At 46.4% G+C, this 17,552-nt stretch carries 16 protein-coding genes; 8 read left to right on the top strand and 8 right to left on the bottom strand.

Annotated features, from left to right (window positions below; translation table 11 throughout):
* Positions 1–114 precede the first annotated feature (114 nt).
* From cax to QUA23_RS23235, 6 genes are all read right to left on the bottom strand, one after another.
* Positions 115–1,215 (bottom strand): calcium/proton exchanger, encoded by a 1,101-nt coding sequence (cax, locus tag QUA23_RS23260; RefSeq protein WP_333067675.1) that lies wholly within the window; start codon positions 1,213–1,215, stop codon positions 115–117.
* A 225-nt stretch (positions 1,216–1,440) separates the two neighbouring features.
* Positions 1,441–1,899: a hypothetical protein gene (locus QUA23_RS23255; RefSeq protein ID WP_333072823.1), complete on the bottom strand. Its 459-nt coding sequence runs from the start codon at positions 1,897–1,899 to the stop codon at positions 1,441–1,443.
* A 608-nt stretch (positions 1,900–2,507) separates the two neighbouring features.
* Complete coding sequence (locus tag QUA23_RS23250; RefSeq protein ID WP_333072824.1) at positions 2,508–3,128, bottom strand: DUF6391 domain-containing protein; 621 nt, start codon at positions 3,126–3,128, stop codon at positions 2,508–2,510.
* Positions 3,129–3,305: 177 nt separating this feature from the next.
* Positions 3,306–4,016: an MORN motif-containing protein gene (locus tag QUA23_RS23245; RefSeq protein ID WP_333072826.1), complete on the bottom strand. Its 711-nt coding sequence runs from the start codon at positions 4,014–4,016 to the stop codon at positions 3,306–3,308.
* A gap of 102 nt (positions 4,017–4,118) precedes the next feature.
* The gene (locus QUA23_RS23240; protein WP_333072827.1) at positions 4,119–4,871 is read right to left on the bottom strand and encodes an MORN motif-containing protein; all 753 of its coding nucleotides are present in this window, start codon (positions 4,869–4,871) and stop codon (positions 4,119–4,121) included.
* Positions 4,872–5,054: 183 nt separating this feature from the next.
* On the bottom strand, positions 5,055–6,464 hold the full coding sequence (locus QUA23_RS23235; RefSeq protein ID WP_333072828.1) for a hypothetical protein: 1,410 nt from the start codon (positions 6,462–6,464) through the stop codon (positions 5,055–5,057).
* Between the two features lie 229 nt (positions 6,465–6,693).
* On the opposite strand from QUA23_RS23235, the gene QUA23_RS23230 reads away from it, so the two are divergent.
* The 5 genes from QUA23_RS23230 (at position 6,694) to QUA23_RS23210 (ending at position 11,311) form a co-directional block, all read left to right on the top strand.
* The gene (locus QUA23_RS23230) at positions 6,694–7,365 is read left to right on the top strand and encodes a retropepsin-like aspartic protease (protein WP_333072829.1); all 672 of its coding nucleotides are present in this window, start codon (positions 6,694–6,696) and stop codon (positions 7,363–7,365) included.
* Positions 7,366–7,794: 429 nt separating this feature from the next.
* Positions 7,795–9,393, top strand: a complete 1,599-nt coding sequence (gpmI, locus tag QUA23_RS23225) for a 2,3-bisphosphoglycerate-independent phosphoglycerate mutase (RefSeq protein ID WP_333072830.1) — start codon at positions 7,795–7,797, stop codon at positions 9,391–9,393.
* A gap of 327 nt (positions 9,394–9,720) precedes the next feature.
* Positions 9,721–9,960: a preprotein translocase subunit SecG gene (secG, locus tag QUA23_RS23220; RefSeq protein ID WP_015175238.1), complete on the top strand. Its 240-nt coding sequence runs from the start codon at positions 9,721–9,723 to the stop codon at positions 9,958–9,960.
* A gap of 91 nt (positions 9,961–10,051) precedes the next feature.
* Positions 10,052–10,798 (top strand): peptidase, encoded by a 747-nt coding sequence (locus QUA23_RS23215; RefSeq protein WP_333072831.1) that lies wholly within the window; start codon positions 10,052–10,054, stop codon positions 10,796–10,798.
* Between the two features lie 75 nt (positions 10,799–10,873).
* Positions 10,874–11,311, top strand: a complete 438-nt coding sequence (locus tag QUA23_RS23210; RefSeq protein WP_333072832.1) for an NUDIX domain-containing protein — start codon at positions 10,874–10,876, stop codon at positions 11,309–11,311.
* Positions 11,312–11,612: 301 nt separating this feature from the next.
* On the opposite strand, the gene QUA23_RS23205 is transcribed toward QUA23_RS23210, so the two are convergent.
* The gene (locus QUA23_RS23205; protein ID WP_333072833.1) at positions 11,613–12,092 is read right to left on the bottom strand and encodes a rhodanese-like domain-containing protein; all 480 of its coding nucleotides are present in this window, start codon (positions 12,090–12,092) and stop codon (positions 11,613–11,615) included.
* Positions 12,093–12,503: 411 nt separating this feature from the next.
* Between QUA23_RS23205 and QUA23_RS23200 the strand changes: the two genes are divergently transcribed.
* From QUA23_RS23200 to QUA23_RS23190, 3 genes are read left to right on the top strand one after another with little or no spacing between them, the layout of a single operon-like run.
* Complete coding sequence (locus QUA23_RS23200; protein WP_333072834.1) at positions 12,504–13,226, top strand: hypothetical protein; 723 nt, start codon at positions 12,504–12,506, stop codon at positions 13,224–13,226.
* A gap of 48 nt (positions 13,227–13,274) precedes the next feature.
* Positions 13,275–15,203: a P-loop NTPase fold protein gene (locus QUA23_RS23195; RefSeq protein WP_333072835.1), complete on the top strand. Its 1,929-nt coding sequence runs from the start codon at positions 13,275–13,277 to the stop codon at positions 15,201–15,203.
* A 42-nt stretch (positions 15,204–15,245) separates the two neighbouring features.
* On the top strand, positions 15,246–16,700 hold the full coding sequence (locus QUA23_RS23190) for a DUF1802 family protein (RefSeq protein WP_333072836.1): 1,455 nt from the start codon (positions 15,246–15,248) through the stop codon (positions 16,698–16,700).
* A 59-nt stretch (positions 16,701–16,759) separates the two neighbouring features.
* Here QUA23_RS23190 and QUA23_RS23185 read toward each other — a convergent pair whose 3' ends face one another.
* Positions 16,760–17,551 carry a Uma2 family endonuclease gene (locus tag QUA23_RS23185; protein WP_333072838.1) on the bottom strand — a complete coding sequence of 264 codons (792 nt, stop codon included), beginning with the start codon at positions 17,549–17,551 and terminating at the stop codon, positions 16,760–16,762.
* Position 17,552: the final 1 nt, after the last annotated feature.

The raw sequence follows: 17,552 nt of genomic DNA, 5'->3' as shown, positions 1-17,552 counted from the left end.
TGCTTTAATTAACGGCTGAAGAGACAGAGCAATAACAAACAAGAACAAAGAGAAGTTATTTTCCGGTGAAAAGGGGCAACCACAGGAGAGTGCCCCTCCAACAAAATTATTGGTTTAAGTAATCGGGTGAAAGTAAAATGCGGCTCCTAAGACGGTGTATGTTGCTAAAAGCAGCACTCCTTCGAGCCAATTCGAGCGGCCGTCGAGACTAATTAGATTAGCAATTGTCACGGCAATGGCAACTGCAACTACTTCAAATGGATTGAAGTTTAAATCCATCGGCTGGTGAATCACCAATCCGATAATCACCAACACCGGCGCTACCAGCAAAGCAACTAGCAAACTCGAACCCATCGCGACAGAAACTGACAAATCCATATTGTTTTTCATCGCAACTCCCACCGCAGTTACATATTCGGCTGCGCCGCCAACAATCGGCAACAGAATTACCCCTGTAAACAGCGGCGTCAATCCCAATCCTTTGGTAGTTTCTTCCACAACACCAACGAAAATTTCTGATTCAAAAGCAACGGCAACAGTTGAGGCAACTAGCACTCCTATCCACAGCCACAAATTCGGTTTGTGGGTCGTAGATTCCTCTTTGGTATTTTGAGGATTTTCTGACTCTAGTTCGAGTAACCCAACATCGTAAAGATAGCTGTGAGTTTTTAATGAAAATAGCAGAGTTAGAGCGTAAACTGCAATTAGGACGATCGCAGTTATTAAGGAAAGATTCTGAATGGCTGCGGGTTCTACTCCATTGGAGGTGTAAATTACCATTGTCGGCAGCAGGATTGCAATCACTGCTAGAGTCATTGTGGAACCGTTTACCCGCGCGATTATTGGCTTAAACTCCTGTTCTTTGTAGCGGATTCCTCCTAACAGCATGGAAAATCCCATGACTAAGAGCAAGTTGCTGATAATTGTACCGGTTATGCTGGCTTTCACAATGTCAATTAAGCCAGCTTTCAGAGCAACTATTGCAATAATTAATTCCGTAGCATTGCCGAAGACTGCATTTAATAAGCCGCCTATGGAGGGGCCTGTAACGATCGCCACTTCTTCTGTTGCGGTGCTCAACCAAATAGCCAGAGGTATAATGCCTAAAGCGGATGTGATGAAAACTGCGAGGGAACCCCAGTGCAAATACTCAGCGGCGATGGAAATGGGGATGAAAATTAACAGCGCTATGGAAAGAATCTTTTTGATTGACATAGGAACTCGGATGGTATATGGAAGGGTGAGGTCGAGTTGTCGGAGCGATCGTTAAGTTGATTTTACATTATTTAACTGTACTCTGACACCCAAATACGGATACAATCCCCGGACTTGAGTTGTTGAGATCAATCATGGTTTAGACAACAGTTCTAGCCGCCAGCGAGTGGCTGTGGAGTCCATCTAAAATCTAAAATCTAAAATTTTAACTCCACTGAATGTTGTCTATCTGAGAAAAATTGCGCCGTCATTCCGAATCCTTAAAGATGTTTTATCCAAACCTAAATCATTTGTCTCGTCTAATCTTACCTCTACTGTTCCTTCGCCACTAGGTTTCAAACTGGGTTTCAATAACGCACCATCTAGTCGCCTAAATACAATTGAGGCGGGTAATGTCAATGCTGGCAGCGCGACTGTTGCATTTTCCGCTAAACTCTGGCGGTTAGTCTGTCCAACCACCTGAAAAAATAGTCGATCGTTGGTTTTATTGGTTAATCTAACATTGACTTTGCCATTAACGGGAACTATCTTGCCGTCAGGAGCTCTTTCTGGTTCGTTAGTTTGAGATATTTGGCCAGCAAAACTCGCATCGTGGGTAAAAAGCAAAAAGCTGTTGCTTGCTACGGCTAAGCTGACCGCCAGTAGACTTACCACCCAGGTTTTATCGATCGCTAATTTGCACATTTATTTTGTTGACTTTTGATCTAAAAATTATCACAAGCGATTTTACCTGATCCTGCTATTTTCTGACAAGTTGCCTAGGAAGTAAATCCGAGCTTTTTATAGCTGATACATTTACGGTGAAGAGGAAAGTGAATATAATATTATGAAGTTATAGAGATATGGCAAATGTATGTCTTAGTCTGTAGTTCCAGTTGTTGAATAAAAGTAAGTGGATAAGTCGCCCAAATTAACTTTTTAATCGTACCTATTCTCTCAAAGTAATTTTTATCAAAAATACAAAGTATATATAAAGCTCTCTTAATCACCTGCCCACAGCAACAGTTTTATATAAAAATTTGCGATTATTTAGTTGACAAGTGGCAGCTTTATCCAGCAGCATACAATCTTGACTTATTAGTTTTCCCATCTGACATGATCGGTGGATGAAATACGGACTCTGCCATTAGTTGAAGAGTTGATGAAAGAAGAAAAAGCTCGGTTTCAGGACAGGAATAGGAATCAGGAAGAAGTAAGTTCGACAACGAAGCCGTGTAGGAGATTTAACGGCTCGAAGTTGAGGGAAGAAAGAACATTTTCTCAACTTCCCCACTCTCCTCCTCCCGCCGCAACTATTCAACCCAACGCACCCGAACAAAATGAGCTTCGCGTCCCCAGAAGTCGTGACTTACAGTAATATCAACAACACTCAAATTAAACGGAATAGCAGTTGTGACGTAACGCTGAGCCAGAGATCCCACATCAGGAGCTAACTGAGCCGCAGCAGCCGCCGCTGCACCCAAACCTAAAAGTTGCAGAATGGGCCCCCGGGGCAGGGCTAAATTGATGCCAACAGCAAGTCCAGCCGTTAGCAGCATTGCCACCGACAAATTCGTGCCACAGCGGGGATGTACAGCTAAATCCCACTCTCCGCTGCCAATCCGATGCAAAGCCTCGCGTACTGCCTGACGCAACTGTGCAATGTTAACGCGACCGTAAAGATAAAATCCTTGGTCTGTGGACATCCCGCCCAACAACTCATTATCGGTTCTTGCTGTGGCCTCGCCGCCAGATTGGCCCAGTACCCAAACAGTAGCGTGTTCCAAAGCATGAACTTGCCGCAAAGCCAATATTTCCTTCAAGCCGGGTACAAAACCGAGTTGTCGCAACAAATCAGCATCTTGAGTCCGCTGCGGGGCAAATTCGAAGGGAAACTGGCCGGTGCGGCCGGAAGCAGAAGCAGTAGTTGTCATATCAAAACGCCTCCATTAACTCCATTAAGTGGATATTTAACATTAGCAATTCCCTTGAGAAAAAGCCGGGCATAAATTATCAATAGTTTTGACTTTAAAACCTAGCAATGGCAGGTTTTGTGCAAAAAATATTAGCCGTCAACCTGCCCTTACTAACAGATCGCACTTATTCCCAGTTTATTGCTCTACCCGCTGGCCGTCCCGGAACACCCCCGGAAGTCGGCGGCCTCTAGTATCGATAATTGTGCCTTTGCCGTGAGGCAATCCCTTGCGTAACTCTCCCTGATAGCGGATACCGTTGGAGAACGAACAGTTACCCCTGCCATCAAGTTCTTGAGTATAGAACTGTCCCGAACACCGACTGCCGTCAGCCCGGGTGAACGCTCCCGTACCTAATGGCTTGCCCCCTAAAAATTGACCCACAAAGCGATCGCCATTAGCAAAAATGAATTGCCCTTGTCCCGTGGGAACTCCTACTTTTTGATCGAGAGAAAACGACCCTATATAGCGATCGCCATTAGTAAAAATAGCAGTCCCGGAACTAACTTTGCCATCTCGGAATATGCCCTCCACGCGGGCGTCGTCCTTAAATATAAATTGTCCTCGACCATTTGGTTTGCCCAGACGGAACTGCCCCTCATAGCGATCGCCGTTGGAATATACGTATACCCCACTGCCACTGGGCAAACCGTTAACGAACTGTCCGATGTAGCTATCACCGCTGTCATAATCGCATCTAACTCTACCTGTAGCTATAGCTGGCACGCAGCGACCGGTTCTAGCTTCTGTTCCTTGCGCCATTGAGGGAAAGGGATAAGTCGCGTAACTACCAATTAACACTGATGCAACTAATAGAGGGATTCCACTGGTTTTTAAACGGGAAATCATTAACTAAGTCTCTCCTATGCGCTTCTGGATATTATTTTCCTTCGTCATTTGTCTTTTGTCCGATTGCTGGTCAAAAGTTGCCTGAAAACCTCAATTTATCCTTTAGGAAACTCCGGGTTTGCCGTTGCGAAATACCCCCGGAAAGCGCCTACCGCTAGCATCGATCATCGTCCCGACACCGTGAGGTACTCCCTTTCGCAATTCTCCTTCATAGCGCGTACCGTTGGGGAAAGTGCAGGTGACACTAGCGTCAAGTTCTTGATTAAAAAATCTGCCGGAACAGCGAGTGCCGTCTACCCGAACCAATACCCCAGGACCAAAGGGTGAGCCTGCAAAGAATTGTCCTTCATAGCGATCGCCATTGGTATAAAAAAATTGACCCCGCCCTGAGGGTTGGCTGCTAATGGCATCAGTCTGAACGTTTCTGACGACTGCGAAGTTTCCGACATAGCGCTCGCCGTTGGCAAAAATGACCGTCCCCGATCTCATGGTGCCGTCTTGGAACACGCCTGTGTAGCGGGCATCATCTTTAAAAATGAATGTCCCTCTACCATTTGGCACTCCATTGCGAAATTGTCCTTCGTAGCGATCGCCATTAGCGTAGACGTAGACCCCACTGCCGTCTGGCAGGCCGTTAACGAAATTTCCCTCGTAATTATCGCCTCCCTCGTAATTGCATTTTACTCTTCCCGTAGGAGGGTTTCCTTGGCAGAAGGGAGAGCGTTTTCCTTCTTCGGGTTTTGGATCGGGTGTTGCTTGAGCCATTGATGGCTGGGGATTCAAGAGATTAGTAGCGCTGCCGATACAAGAAGCAACTAATATCACCATCCCTAATTTTTGAATTGAACCGAGCATGATCGATCTCCTTTAACTTCAATTACTAATAGGGATTTTCTAGAAGCTAATACTCGCTGAAAAGTCGTCTATTTTTTAATCCCTGTACTAATTTTACCTTCAGGTTTGAGATCTGCCCTAAATGCAAAAAGGCAAAAATTAGAGTTTTTGCCTTTAGCATTTTTCCTGCTTTACTGTCAATTTTTAGCGTCGCGTTGAGCTATTCGGATTTGGGAGACGGCTAATAACTGCATTGGCGGGTTGTGGTTGGCGACTGGCGGGTTTTTCGCCAACAGCTTTGGCTACCTCAACGCCGTTTTCCTCGAGAATCACGATCGGATCGGCTCCTTGCTTGAGATCGACCCGCTTCACCAACACTTGCCCGTTAGACAGACGCTGCCCGACTTTGACATATCGGCTGGTTGGTTCATTCGGTACTTTGACAATCACTTGCGTCTCGTTCCCGACTTTTACCACCCCGCTGACTTCAGTACCCGTAGCGAGGTCAGTAGAAGGCGGTGGCGGAACTACTGGGATGACAGGAGGTGGCGGCGGATTTGGGTCTACCCACTGAGGCGGGCGTTTGTCTACTGGCAGTTCCGGCAGATCCGGTACTCCTATAGGTCTAGCTGCTATTGGCTGGGGCGGGCGCGGGGGTGCTGGACGGCGAGTCTGGGGATTCCGCGCATCTTGGGGTCTATTTGCTATTGGCCCAGTAGTTCCAGGAGGGCGGGTGCCAGTACCTCTTCTGACCCTGGCATTGGGGTCTCTCCATTGGGGGGGGCGCTTGTCTACTGGCAGTTCCGGCAGATCCGGGACTCCTATGGGTCTAGCTGCAATGGGTTCGAGTCCAGGCGGGGATGTACGAGTACGACCTAACTGAGGAGGAGTGAGCCCCGGAACTTGGGGTGGCAAGCCAATTTGTCCCCCGGTGCCTCCGGGTAAGGAACCATTGCTGCCACCGCCACCTAACCGAGGAGTAGTTAGCCCTGGAACCTGGGGCGGCAAGCCAATTTGCCCCCCATCACCTCCGGGAAGTAAAGGACCTCCCGATCGACCTCGTAGTTGCTGAGTGCCTCCTCGACCGCCCGTGGGTGACCTGGGGATAGTCACCGTCTGATTAGGCCTGTTAAGTGGGGGGGGAGCCAATAACTCGGGAAGCTCGGGTAGCACGGCAACTTGTCGCTGTGGCAGTTTGGGAAGTTCTGAGGTAGTCCCACCCGCTCCGTTGGCTCCTGGAGGGATTTGTAATACGATCGGCGGCAGCGGCCCAAAGGGGTCTAACTGAGAAGGATTCGCTGTCACAGGGCCTTGGGGTACTGGCTGAAGCGGAAGCGTTGGATTCCTGTCCCTTTTGTTGCCGATTCCTGTTTGAGCCTGTCTTGCTCGTTCGTCTGGGTTGGTCGATCGAATTAACCCTGGAGGTTGGGCGGCTACTATTGGAGACGGGAAATTCTGAGTTGCTGGGGTGGGGCTGGCAGAGGCTGCCGGAGACGGAGAGGCTGCACTAGGGCTGGGGCTGGGGCTGGCTGTGTTGGTGCCTTCGTCGCCACCGCATCCTCCGATCGAGAAAGCTAGTAGTCCTATAGTCGCAAAATATAAAAGTTTGTGCATTGCCGATCGCCCCTAAATGCTTAATTTCAAGATCTCCAACAAGGCTCTGCAATTACAGCCTGTTGCCGTTTATCAGTTTATCTGTGTTCGATGTTATGCGATCGCTTGAAAATTGCCAAGTTTTCCTGACGATCCGATCTGGGGATCGGGCGATCGGTTTTTGGGAGCGGGTTAGGATATCAGTGGCGGTTGTTGTTCGACATATTGAATCAATTAAGGTATTTAGATTATGGCAAAAGTGATTCTCAAGCCAATTTGGCGATCGACCTTGGTTTGTGCGAGCGTTTTGGTTGGTCTGGGATCGGTGGGGGGCAGCCAGGTGTATTCTCATTCACATCAGCCAGAAACCCAGGTGATGACATTGGTGCCCGATGTGAGTTCCCAGCGGCTCGTGAAGCGGAGCTATCCCGAAGGGAATCGCACTATAACGGGATCGGGATTGACAACTGGAGAATTGTACTCTCAGTTTTGGAACCCGTCAAATTCTGGTGCCAAACCGCGAGCAAATCAACCGACGAAGCCACGGGGGAATCCACAGGTATTTCAAGCTAAAATCAAGCGTCGCGCTGGCGGGACGCCGGTGATTGATGTGGTATTTAACGGCAACAAGACTTTTGAGATGATTCTCGATACCGGGGCAAGTGGCACTTTGATTTCTCAGCGGATGGCTACTGCACTGGGAGTGAGGCCGGTGCGTACCGTGAGAGCGGGGATCGCTGACGGTAGCGTTGTCGAGTTCCCGATCGGCGTAGTGCGATCGATTCGGGTTGGGGGTGTTGCGATCCAAAATGTTGAAGTGGCGATCGCCAGACAAATGCCAATAGGTCTGCTCGGTCACGATTTCTTTGGCAATTACGATGTCAAAATTAAAAAAGATGTTGTAGAATTTTATATCCGCTGAAAGAGAGCGGAGTAGACAAGCGATTTTTGCTCAACTCGTATCCTATAAAGTTATTCGCAGCCCGGTCAAGGCTTTTCAAATTATTGGTTGAGGCGGTAGCAAAATGCAACCAAGTGTGGTATTGTTCTTAGTGTTTCAAGAGCCACCGACGGTTAAACTATCCGTGAAATCCGGCCACAAAAGCACGGCTGCTGTTGGTGAGATCGGTAACAGTCTCCGACAACGATTCACAGTACAAGCCAAGGCAATCAATTAAACAATTCGCCAAGCCGGTCGAAATAAGTTCCCAAAATGCTGGGGCTGAGGGAATTTTGGTTTGCCTTGTTCAGCCGGAGCTGAGAAAGTATGTAAACTGATTAGCGGCAGATGTTCCGCAAAATCGGAAATCATGACGATCGAGAAATTAATTATTGTAAATAAGGTATTCACATGGCACAAGCGTCTGTATCTCCTGTAGTGCTGATTATTCTAGACGGCTGGGGTTATCGTGAAGAACAAGACGGAAATGCGATCGCCGCTGCGAAAACACCCGTGATGGACAGTCTCTGGGCTGCTTATCCCAGAACTCTGATTAAAACATCGGGGCGGGCGGTAGGGCTGCCAGACGGGCAAATGGGTAACTCAGAGGTTGGTCACTTGAATCTGGGCGCGGGCCGCGTGGTTCCTCAAGAGTTGGTGCGGATCTCGGATGCAGTGGAAGATGGTTCTTTGCTCAACAACCGCGCGCTGGTTGGGCTTTGCGAGAAAGTCCGCGCCACCGGCGGCAAGTTGCACCTGACTGGTCTTTGTTCTGAAGGTGGGGTTCATTCCCATCTCAGTCATATTAAGGGTTTGCTGCAATTAGCAAAGGCACAGGGAATTTCTGAGGTTTGCATTCACGCGATTACAGACGGTCGTGATACTACTCCGAAAGAGGGTGTCGAAGCTCTAACAAAGATTGAAAGTTATATCGCAGAGGTAGGGGTCGGTCGGATTGCGACCATCAGCGGCCGCTACTACGCGATGGACAGGGACAAGCGCTGGGATCGGGTGCAGCGTGCTTACGAGGTGATGACGACTGAGGGTGCGCCTGACGGTCGATCGGCTGTGGATGTGTTGCAGGCCTCTTATGCTGAAGGAGTGACCGACGAGTTTGCTGTTCCGACTCGGATTTCTCCGGGGGCGGTGGCATCGGGGGATGGGGTAATTTTCTTTAATTTTCGCCCGGACAGGGCTAGAGAATTGACTCAGGCTTTTGTATCTCCCGATTTTAAGGGGTTTGAACGGCAGTTAATTGAGCCGCTGGCGTTTGCGACTTTTACTCAGTACGACCCGAAACTGTCGGTAATGGTGGCTTTTGAACCCCAGAATTTGAACAATATTCTGGGCGAGGTGATTTCTAAGCACGGTTTGCAGCAGTTGCGGACGGCGGAAACTGAAAAGTACGCTCATGTGACTTATTTTTTTAATGGGGGTCTGGAAGAGCCTTTTATCGGGGAACACCGGGAGTTGGTGCAGAGCCCGATGGTGGCGACTTACGATGAGGCGCCCCAGATGTCGGCGGACTTGGTGACGGATGGGGTGGTGACGGCTTTGGAAAAAGGCATCTATTCGTTTATGGTGATTAACTACGCTAACCCGGATATGGTTGGTCATACGGGGATGATGGATGCGACGATAATTGCGATCGAAACTGTGGATAAATGTTTGGGGCGGCTGTTGAGCGCCATTAGTAAAGCTGGGGGAACGGCAATTATTATTGCCGACCACGGAAATGCTGAGCAGATGTTTGACGAGGACGGGAATCCGTGGACGGCTCACACTACTAACCCGGTGCCTTTTATTCTGGTAGAAGGCGAAGGTCGGAAGATTCCGGGTCACGGAACGGATGTTCCTCTGAGGGCGGACGGTTGTTTGGCGGATATTGCGCCGACAATTCTGGAGCTGTTGAGGTTGCCTCAGCCCCCGGAGATGACGGGACGCTCTATGATCCGATCGGCTGAGTTTGAAGTTCGTGCCAATCGCACTCCGGTGCGAGTCCGATTGTAGTAGGGACGCAGCATTAGGGACAAAGGCTTTCGCCCTTGTTCGTGTCAATTTAACGTCAAACCCAGTCACAGAATGCTGTTTGACTATTAAGCCTAGATCCCCCCTAGCCCCCCTTAAGAAGGGGGGAACCGGAAATGGATCAAAGTCCCCCTTTTTAAGGGGGATTTAGGGGCTTCTGAACTCAGGTAAAAACGAGATTTATCAAGGCTTTCAGGCTTAAGTTGAGACCAATGGACTCTTGGAATGTCTCGGCATAAATTGTGTGAGACCGACCGAATTTGATATGATAATAAATTACCGATTACTAATTACCAATTACTCCAGATTATGAATATTGTTTCTGTGTTACAAGTTATCTGGTCTTTGTCTGCTTTAGGACTTGTGGTTTTTGTGTTGCTGCACAGTCCTAAAGGCGATGGTATTGGCGGGATTGGCGGACAAGCTCAATTGTTTACCAGCGCCAAGAGTGCAGAAACGAGTCTGAACCGGATTACTTGGGGTCTGTCTATTGTTTTTATGGGTTTGACTGTGATTTTGAGTGCCGGTTGGTTGGCGCCTAAGTTATAAGATTTGGATTTTTAACCGCAGATGAACGCAGATAGACGCAGATAATCTCAAGTTCATCTGCGTTTATTTGTGTCTATCTGCGGTTGCAAAAATGCGGTTGTGGAAAGTTACAGTAAAATCTCGATTGCTGGCTGGTTTGGGATTGGCTTTATGTTGTTTTAGCCTGATAATTTTTACTCAGGTTAATACTCCGGCGGCGAGTCTTTCTTCTCTCCCTAATAGTTTGCCGCATCCACAGGTTCACCCTTTGCCGCCAACGCTAGCGAATTGGCAAGATTCCACGGATAGTGGTGATTATTTTGACCAGGTTAAGCCACCGAATTTCGGTCATTTGCTATGGTCTAAGTTTCCGATTCAGGTTTATGTTGAGCGTCCAGTTGATGCTAATAAGTCTGAAGAATGGGTGGCGGCTGTGTTGGATGTTGTCCGGGAATGGGGGGTTTATTTGCCTTTGGAAGTGGTGGATAGTTCGGAGGTGGCTGATATTAGGATTTTACGTCGGGCTCCGCCTTTGCGTCAAGGGATTTTGCGATCGCGCTCTGGAGAGGCTACCTATGAATTGTACGCCCGTCGGGATGGGAATAAAACTGTGTTATCTCATCGGTTTTCGGTTTATTTGAATCCGAATCAAGTGGGTAAGTATATTCCGGCGACGGCGCGGCACGAGTTGGGTCACGCTTTGGGAATTTGGGGCCACAGTTTGATGGAAACTGATGTGCTTTATTTTTCTCAGGTGAGAAATCCTCCGCCTATTTCAGCGAGGGATGTTAATACTTTGAAGCGGGTTTATGAACAGCAGACTCGCTTGGGGTGGGAAATTAAGAGACTCGGCGATTGAAATCGCATCTACACCAATTTTAGTTCGCTTACGCGGACTAAAAAGACCTAATACTTAATAGGAAATATCACAACAATGAAAGATGAATGTTTTGGAATTGTGCCGATTTTTTCTCCTACTGAAGCTGATACTTTGTTTTTGTTGATTCAGCATCAAGCCGGACATTGGGCGTTTCCGAAAGGTCATGCGAATCCGGGGGAATCTCCTGCGGAAACGGCTAGGCGGGAATTTCTGGAGGAAACTGGTATATCGGATTTTGAAATGCTGGATGAGCCGAGTTTTACCGAACACTATTCTTTTGTTAAGGATGGGGAGCCGATTGAAAAGACTGTGACTTATTTTTTAGGTTTTGTCAATTCGATGGAAGTTGTTTTGCAAGAGGAGGAAGTTCAAAATTCTGCTTGGCTTGCTTTTGAGGAAGCGGTTAAACGGATTACTTTTGATGCAAATCGCCAAATGTTTGGGGAAGTTAAGGCATATTTGGATGGTAGGAAGTTAAGAGTCGGCGGTTGAAACCGCTACTAGACAAACGAGGTCACCCTGTAAGAGACTAAGAAAATTGAGGCAGGATTTGGTATAAGTCAATATGGTTCAGTTAAGCTCGATCCCCCCTAGCACCCCTTAAGAAGGGGGGGACAAAAAGTTACTCAAAGTCCCCCTTCTTAAGGGGGATTTAGGGGGATCTCCGGGGAATAAACAGTTTTAACCCAAGCGTATTGGGGTATAAGTTCTGATAGAAAAACCCGGTAACTTTTGCGATACCGGGTTTATTAAGTGTCAGATTTTATGGGCGACTCCTGCCGCCAATCTGAGGCTATTTGTTGATTTTCTGAGCTTCGGCGTGGTGTTGCAAGCGAGAAAAAACGTTGTAGGCGTCGGGGCCAGGAGTATCGTGTTCCAGAGCGCCGTCGATAGGGCCGTCAATGGCTTTCCAAGCAGGAATCCCGCCTTTTAGTTCGGCTACCTTTTGAAAGCCTGCTGCGCGGAGAAGATTGGCCGCTTCGGCGGTTTGTTGGTCGTTTTCGCCGTAGATGTAGATGTCGCGGATGGGTTCTAAACTCGATTGTGCTCTAGCGACTAATTCGTCCATTGGCATCATTACGGCGCCGGTAATGTGGCTTTTGGTGAAGCTTTCAAAGTCACGGGCGTCGATGATTGTGAGTCCGGGTTCGCCCCAATCTAAACGGGCTTTGAGGTCGTGGCTAGATGCTTGAGCTTTTAAACCGGGAGGGGTGGGAGTCAAATCGGGAAGTTTTTCTTTGATGTCGGAAATTTGGTCGGGAATATTTTTCATGGGTAAAGAGTTGTTGAATGTTTTGATTGCTATTGCAATGTAACAAGATGTTGAGGTTGAATTCGTCTTTCTAAAGGCTGAATCTGGCATTGAACTAAAGTCGCAGTTAAGCTGGGTTGCAGGTGGTTGACTAAGGTTGGGATCGCTAGATTTGTTGAGGTTGCTAGAGGAAAGCGGACTGTGCTTCAGATTGTTTCATCGCATTTCCTGTGGAGAATTTGAAGTGCGATCGCTCGTTAAATTAGGTATTTTATCAAACGATTTCCTTTTAGTCAATCACAATTATTTTCCAATGAAATTTGCCTAAGCTGTCTACAGCCTCGCGCGGGATTTTAGGGAAAAGTTGAAATGTTTGTCAGCAAGATTTATGATAAAGTTTGATACTAAGAACAAGTATTTAAAGGTATAGATATGTCTGAGAAAGATGAAATTGCGGTGTCTCAAACTTTGACACCTCAAGAGCAAGCGGTATGGGATGCGAAGGCAAAAGTTCGGGTACTGCTGAATTTGTGGGATTTGAGCGGCGGGAAGATGAAGGTGAAAAAGGGGGAGTTGACTAAGCGGATTGTGCGGACTAATGAGACGAGTCAGAGATATGTGGAAGTGCTCGGCGAGTTGCAGGCAACTGGGGCGATCGAGTATTCGCTGGTAAATCGGGTGACGCTGGTGGAATTGACGGCGAAAGGGAAAGAAGTTTTAGCGCAGGGGCTCAAAAGTAAGGATTCTTTGTTTGAGTTTGATGGTTCTCAAATTGGTACTCGGCTGGGAAATTCTTTGTTGAAGTGGATTCGCCATCAGGATGGTGCGGCAAGTGTTGCGGTTGAGAAAGGGAAGGGGGATGTAGGGACGATCGCATCCTATGAAGATTTTAAGGCTGTGGCGATCGATGTGTATGACAGCTTGAACCGGGATTATAACTTAGACGATTTAGTGCCGATTTATCGGATGCGTCGGGCGATCGGGGAAATGGTAGGGCGATCGGAGTTCAATGAGTGGCTGTTGGAAATGCAGGCTAATGACATTTTTCAGCTTATAGGTGGTGAAATGACAGACATCACGCCCGATAAAGCTGAAGATTCCATCAAAACTGCACTTGGTGCACTCCGTTACTATGTCAAACGGCTAAATCCTTAAAATTGGTCTAAATCCCTTTGTAAATTCGTTAACCTCACACAAAAAACCATGACTAATTCTTCTTTTTCTTCCATTGAAGACCTGAACGTGGCTCTTTTAAATCAAAATCCATTTGCTAAACCTCCTTTTCTCAATGCTGGTGATGTTTGGGGCCAGGAATTCTTCGATGTTGAGACAATAAATGCCCACGCCTCTGATGCTGTATTTCAGGCACTCGCTCAAATTCGTGCTGGTCACTACAAGACAAGTTCCATCGCTATAACTGCTCAGGATGGAACAGGCAAAACTCACATTATTAGCCGCATTCGCCATCGCCTACAGGAGCATGGCGGGGGCTTGTTTGTCTACGCTAATAAATATGGTAATATCAATCAAATTAAGCAAGGATTTCAGCGAATATTGGCTGAGAGCCTCGGAAAGATTGGTAGAGATGGGGTGAGACAGTGGCAAGAACTAGCAACGGCAATGGCTAACAATGCTTTAAAGGTTTCCAAACCCAATGCTAAAGTTTATTCTCCTCAAGAATTATTGGAAAAATTTAAGGCAGGCACGCCCAAGCAACTAAAGAAGTGGGTTAAGGATCTAACAAAAGCATTTCTGCAAGCGAAAAGTGTTAACGATCCTGATATTGTCAAGGCAATTTTTTGGACACTCTCCGACGAGCAATCACTTTATGCAATCAAATGGTTAGAGGGGCAAGAACTTGCTAAATACAAAGCCGATGAGTTGGAACTACCAACTCAATGCCAATCTTTTGAGGCGGTTTTGCAAATCTTAGATTTGATTAGTGAGTACAAGGAACTGGTCATTTGCTTTGATGAGTTAGACACGCCTGATGCCTACGACGATATTAGTGGCTTACACATCAGTCAGATTGTTGCAGGACTAATCAAAGATTTGTTCCAAAATCTAAACCGGGGTTTGATACTGAGTGTAATGATGCCTCCTCAATGGAGCAATAAAATAAAGCAGCTACCTGGTGGAGTGTTCACTAAGGTTTCGGTTCAGGGAAATCCGATTGACTTGAAATACATGGATTCAGAATCAATTATTAACTTAGTTAGCTTTTGGTTAGACAAATATTATGAACGGCAAAACTTAATTCCTCATGAGCCAATTTATCCATTCACTCAAATTCAACTTAGCGAGCTTGGCAAAGGAAAACCCACTGCTAGAGAGGTTTTGAAGTGGTGTAAAGAAAATTGTAATCCTCCTATTTTTACGGGTGAAGGCACTAAAAATCCAGAGATTTCTAATCCCGTTGAACTTGCTTTTGTCAAAGAGCTAGAGGAAGACATAGGAATTTATTTAGAAGATAATTATCTGCTTGCTGATGCTATTTTATTTGGCTTTCAGAGTTTGATTGGTCAGACGGTGGAAAGGGTAACAGTTCAGGAAGCCACAGATAAAGTTAAGAAACGTGGAGGCAAGGATGATTACATCAATTTCAAAGTAATTGGCAAAGACAACGGAAAAGATGTAATCATTGGAGTAGCAGTGCTTCAGTATGCTGGTGGAAAAGGGTTAGGCTCGGGTTTAAAAAGGTTAAATGATTACCAAACTTTTAATTTAACTCGCGGTTGTTTGGTTCGTTCCCAGAGCAAAAAGATTACTTCATACATGGAGCAAAAGTATCTTGTACCGCTCATTAAACAACAAGGTGGAGAATATGTCCCACTGAAAGAAGATGAAATCAAACCGCTGTTAGCTATTCGGGCTGTTTATCAGAAGCGCGAAGTAGATTATGGGGTTAGTGAGGAGCAGATTTTCAATTTTATTGCAGAAAAAGGTGCTGAGAAAATGCTAGGGGCTAGCAACCCCTTGCTTAGAGAGATTCTGAGCGATCCGTCCTATGAGGTTCCTACCGATCTGATTGAAGATGAACCCGTAGCTGTAGCGGAGTCTATTATGGATGACTTATCGGAGTCAGAAGAATTAGATAAGTCCTGCGATAATTTACTGAGCGAGTTTAATTAAGGCTTCCTAAACTATCAACTTCATATTGGGACAAATACTCTCATGTCGCTAGTCAATATTGACAGGGCTATCCGTTTGCCGGCCCCAGACGTAGAAGCTTTAATCCAAGGGCGAATGATTGCAGCAATAGTTTGGCGAAGCTTTGATGCTGGAGAAAAATATGCCCTCTATCCAGCCGATAATTCTAATATGCCCTTGATGAAACCTAAGCAAATGAGCTTGTTTCCAGAGTCAGGGCAATTAGAAGTCCCACTGGTAGTTTCCGATCAAGTTTCGATCAAAGCTTGGGGTAGGTGCGAATTGTGCCAAATGCTCAACGATTCTGAATCATTAGAAGCTTTGTCGCGATTAACCATCTGGACAACAGAGGCATTGCAGCAAATTCTCCAGCAGCGTCCTTTTATTTATTTAGCTTACCTGCGGGTTTATTTGCTACCTCAGCCGCTGGAAATGCCAGTGCATCCCAGCGGCAATTTTGTACCTTTGCCAAAATCCCTAAATGTTACTGATTCAACGCCAGTGTTGAGCGAGTCTATCTTTGCCAAACGCCGTCAAAAGCTGGAAAAACTAGAGCCGCCAGAACATCCAGAATTGGAAGAGTTGCAAAGTGCATTAGTGCATTTATCCACCACCAACCCAAAAGCCAAACAACTAGACGCAGAAATCAAAATATTTCTAGGTTGGAGTAGCGATAAGCCTGTAAAACCAATCAAACGGGATTTAGCTTGGATAAAGACTATAGCAGCTTTGGGAAATCGCACCAAAGAACTAGATAAAGACAAAAGCAACTATCAAGCAGGAACAGACTTTGAAATTGTAGTGCGCGATAGCCTTGAGTTTTTGGGATTTACCATAGATTATGCTCACAAAGGTGGTGCTGGCGGCTTAGATTTATTATGCTCAAAACCTTACCCCTTAGTTGGGGAGTGCAAAGCCGGTAAAAAAATCCCTAACGATACAGCAGTTCAATTGCTGAATTTAGGAACGCTACGGCTCAAAGATAAAGAAACACTCGCAAAAGCAACTAAGTTGATTATTGGCCCTGGCGTTCCAACTCCTCAACTTATGGATGCAGCAAAAGTACACGGTATGGCAATTATGAACCCTGAGACGCTGGAAAAACTGGTTAAACTTCAAAGCAAATATCCTAACTCGGTGGACTTATTTAAACTGAAAGAATACTTAAAACCGGGGCAATCTGATGATGAAGTTGCTAAATATATTGAGCAAGTTGAACAAGAAATTAAAGTGCGATCGCACGTTCTTTCTATTATGAAAAAGTATCACGAAAATTCTGGTTCTGAACGAGCAAGTGTGGATGCTCTTAGCGGTGCGTATTCAATGTCTAACCCACCCAAGAAGTTGTCCCGCGAAGAGTTGCACCAAATTTTAATAGAACTTTCCTCACCTTTGACCGGTTTCTTAGGGCGAATTAAAGGCGAAGATTTAGGGCGCGATCGCTTTTATTTCCTGCGCGACTTGCCGGTAGATGATTGAGATGCGTCAAGGGCGATTCCCTTCGGGATAGCTTCGGCGCGCGTACTCGATCCAATTTCCTACACAGCATCAGGATCTACGCCCAATTCCCGTAACCTCGCCGCCAATCTTTCAGCACGTTGATGCTCCTCTTGGGCACGTTGACCCTGCTCTTGGGCGCGTTGACGTTCCATTGCAGCTTCCTGTTCAAGTTGCCGCAATTGAGCGTTTTCTGCCTTAACTAACTCCTCTACCAATGGCGGGTTTAGTATTTCATTCACCGATAAAACCAGATCGGGAAATACTACAGACACCATTTCCTCCCCAGGCAATAAATCTGTATACGTGTAACCATCTTCACCTTCAATCAATGCAAAAAGCCTGATTTTTTGCTTACCAGCTTTAGGGTCAACTATGCAATATTCCGGCACATTAGCTAATTCGTACTCTCCGCGTTTAATCACGTAATCTTCGCGGCGATTTTCGCTAACTACTTCTACCAATAACAGCGGCTTTTCATCAAATTCTAGGATACCTGCACCGGGTCTAGCAGCAGCTTGTTCCAAAAGACTTTGAGTGCAGACAACTACATCGGGAATCCGAGATTTATCTTCATCGGTTCTCACTCCCAAGCCAGTTTTTACTACTAAGTCGAGATTGTGTTCAGCTAGGTAACGCTGCAATTGGTAAACTAAATATTCGCAAATTTTGATATGTAAAATTGTGGCTGTTGGCATCGGGATTAATTTGCCTTTGTACAGTTCATATTTTACATCAGATTCTCCTTGATAAACTCGGTATTCTTCAAAGGTCAATGTCGGCGAAGTATCGAGCTGTTTTTCTGCGACTGCTGGCACAATAGATTGAGACATA

The organism is Microcoleus sp. Pol1C5 (genome assembly GCF_036701115.1).
In the GTDB taxonomy this organism is placed as follows: domain Bacteria; phylum Cyanobacteriota; class Cyanobacteriia; order Cyanobacteriales; family Microcoleaceae; genus Microcoleus.
Note: the sequence above shows the minus strand (reverse complement) of the source record. Positions and strands in the feature narration are given on the sequence as shown.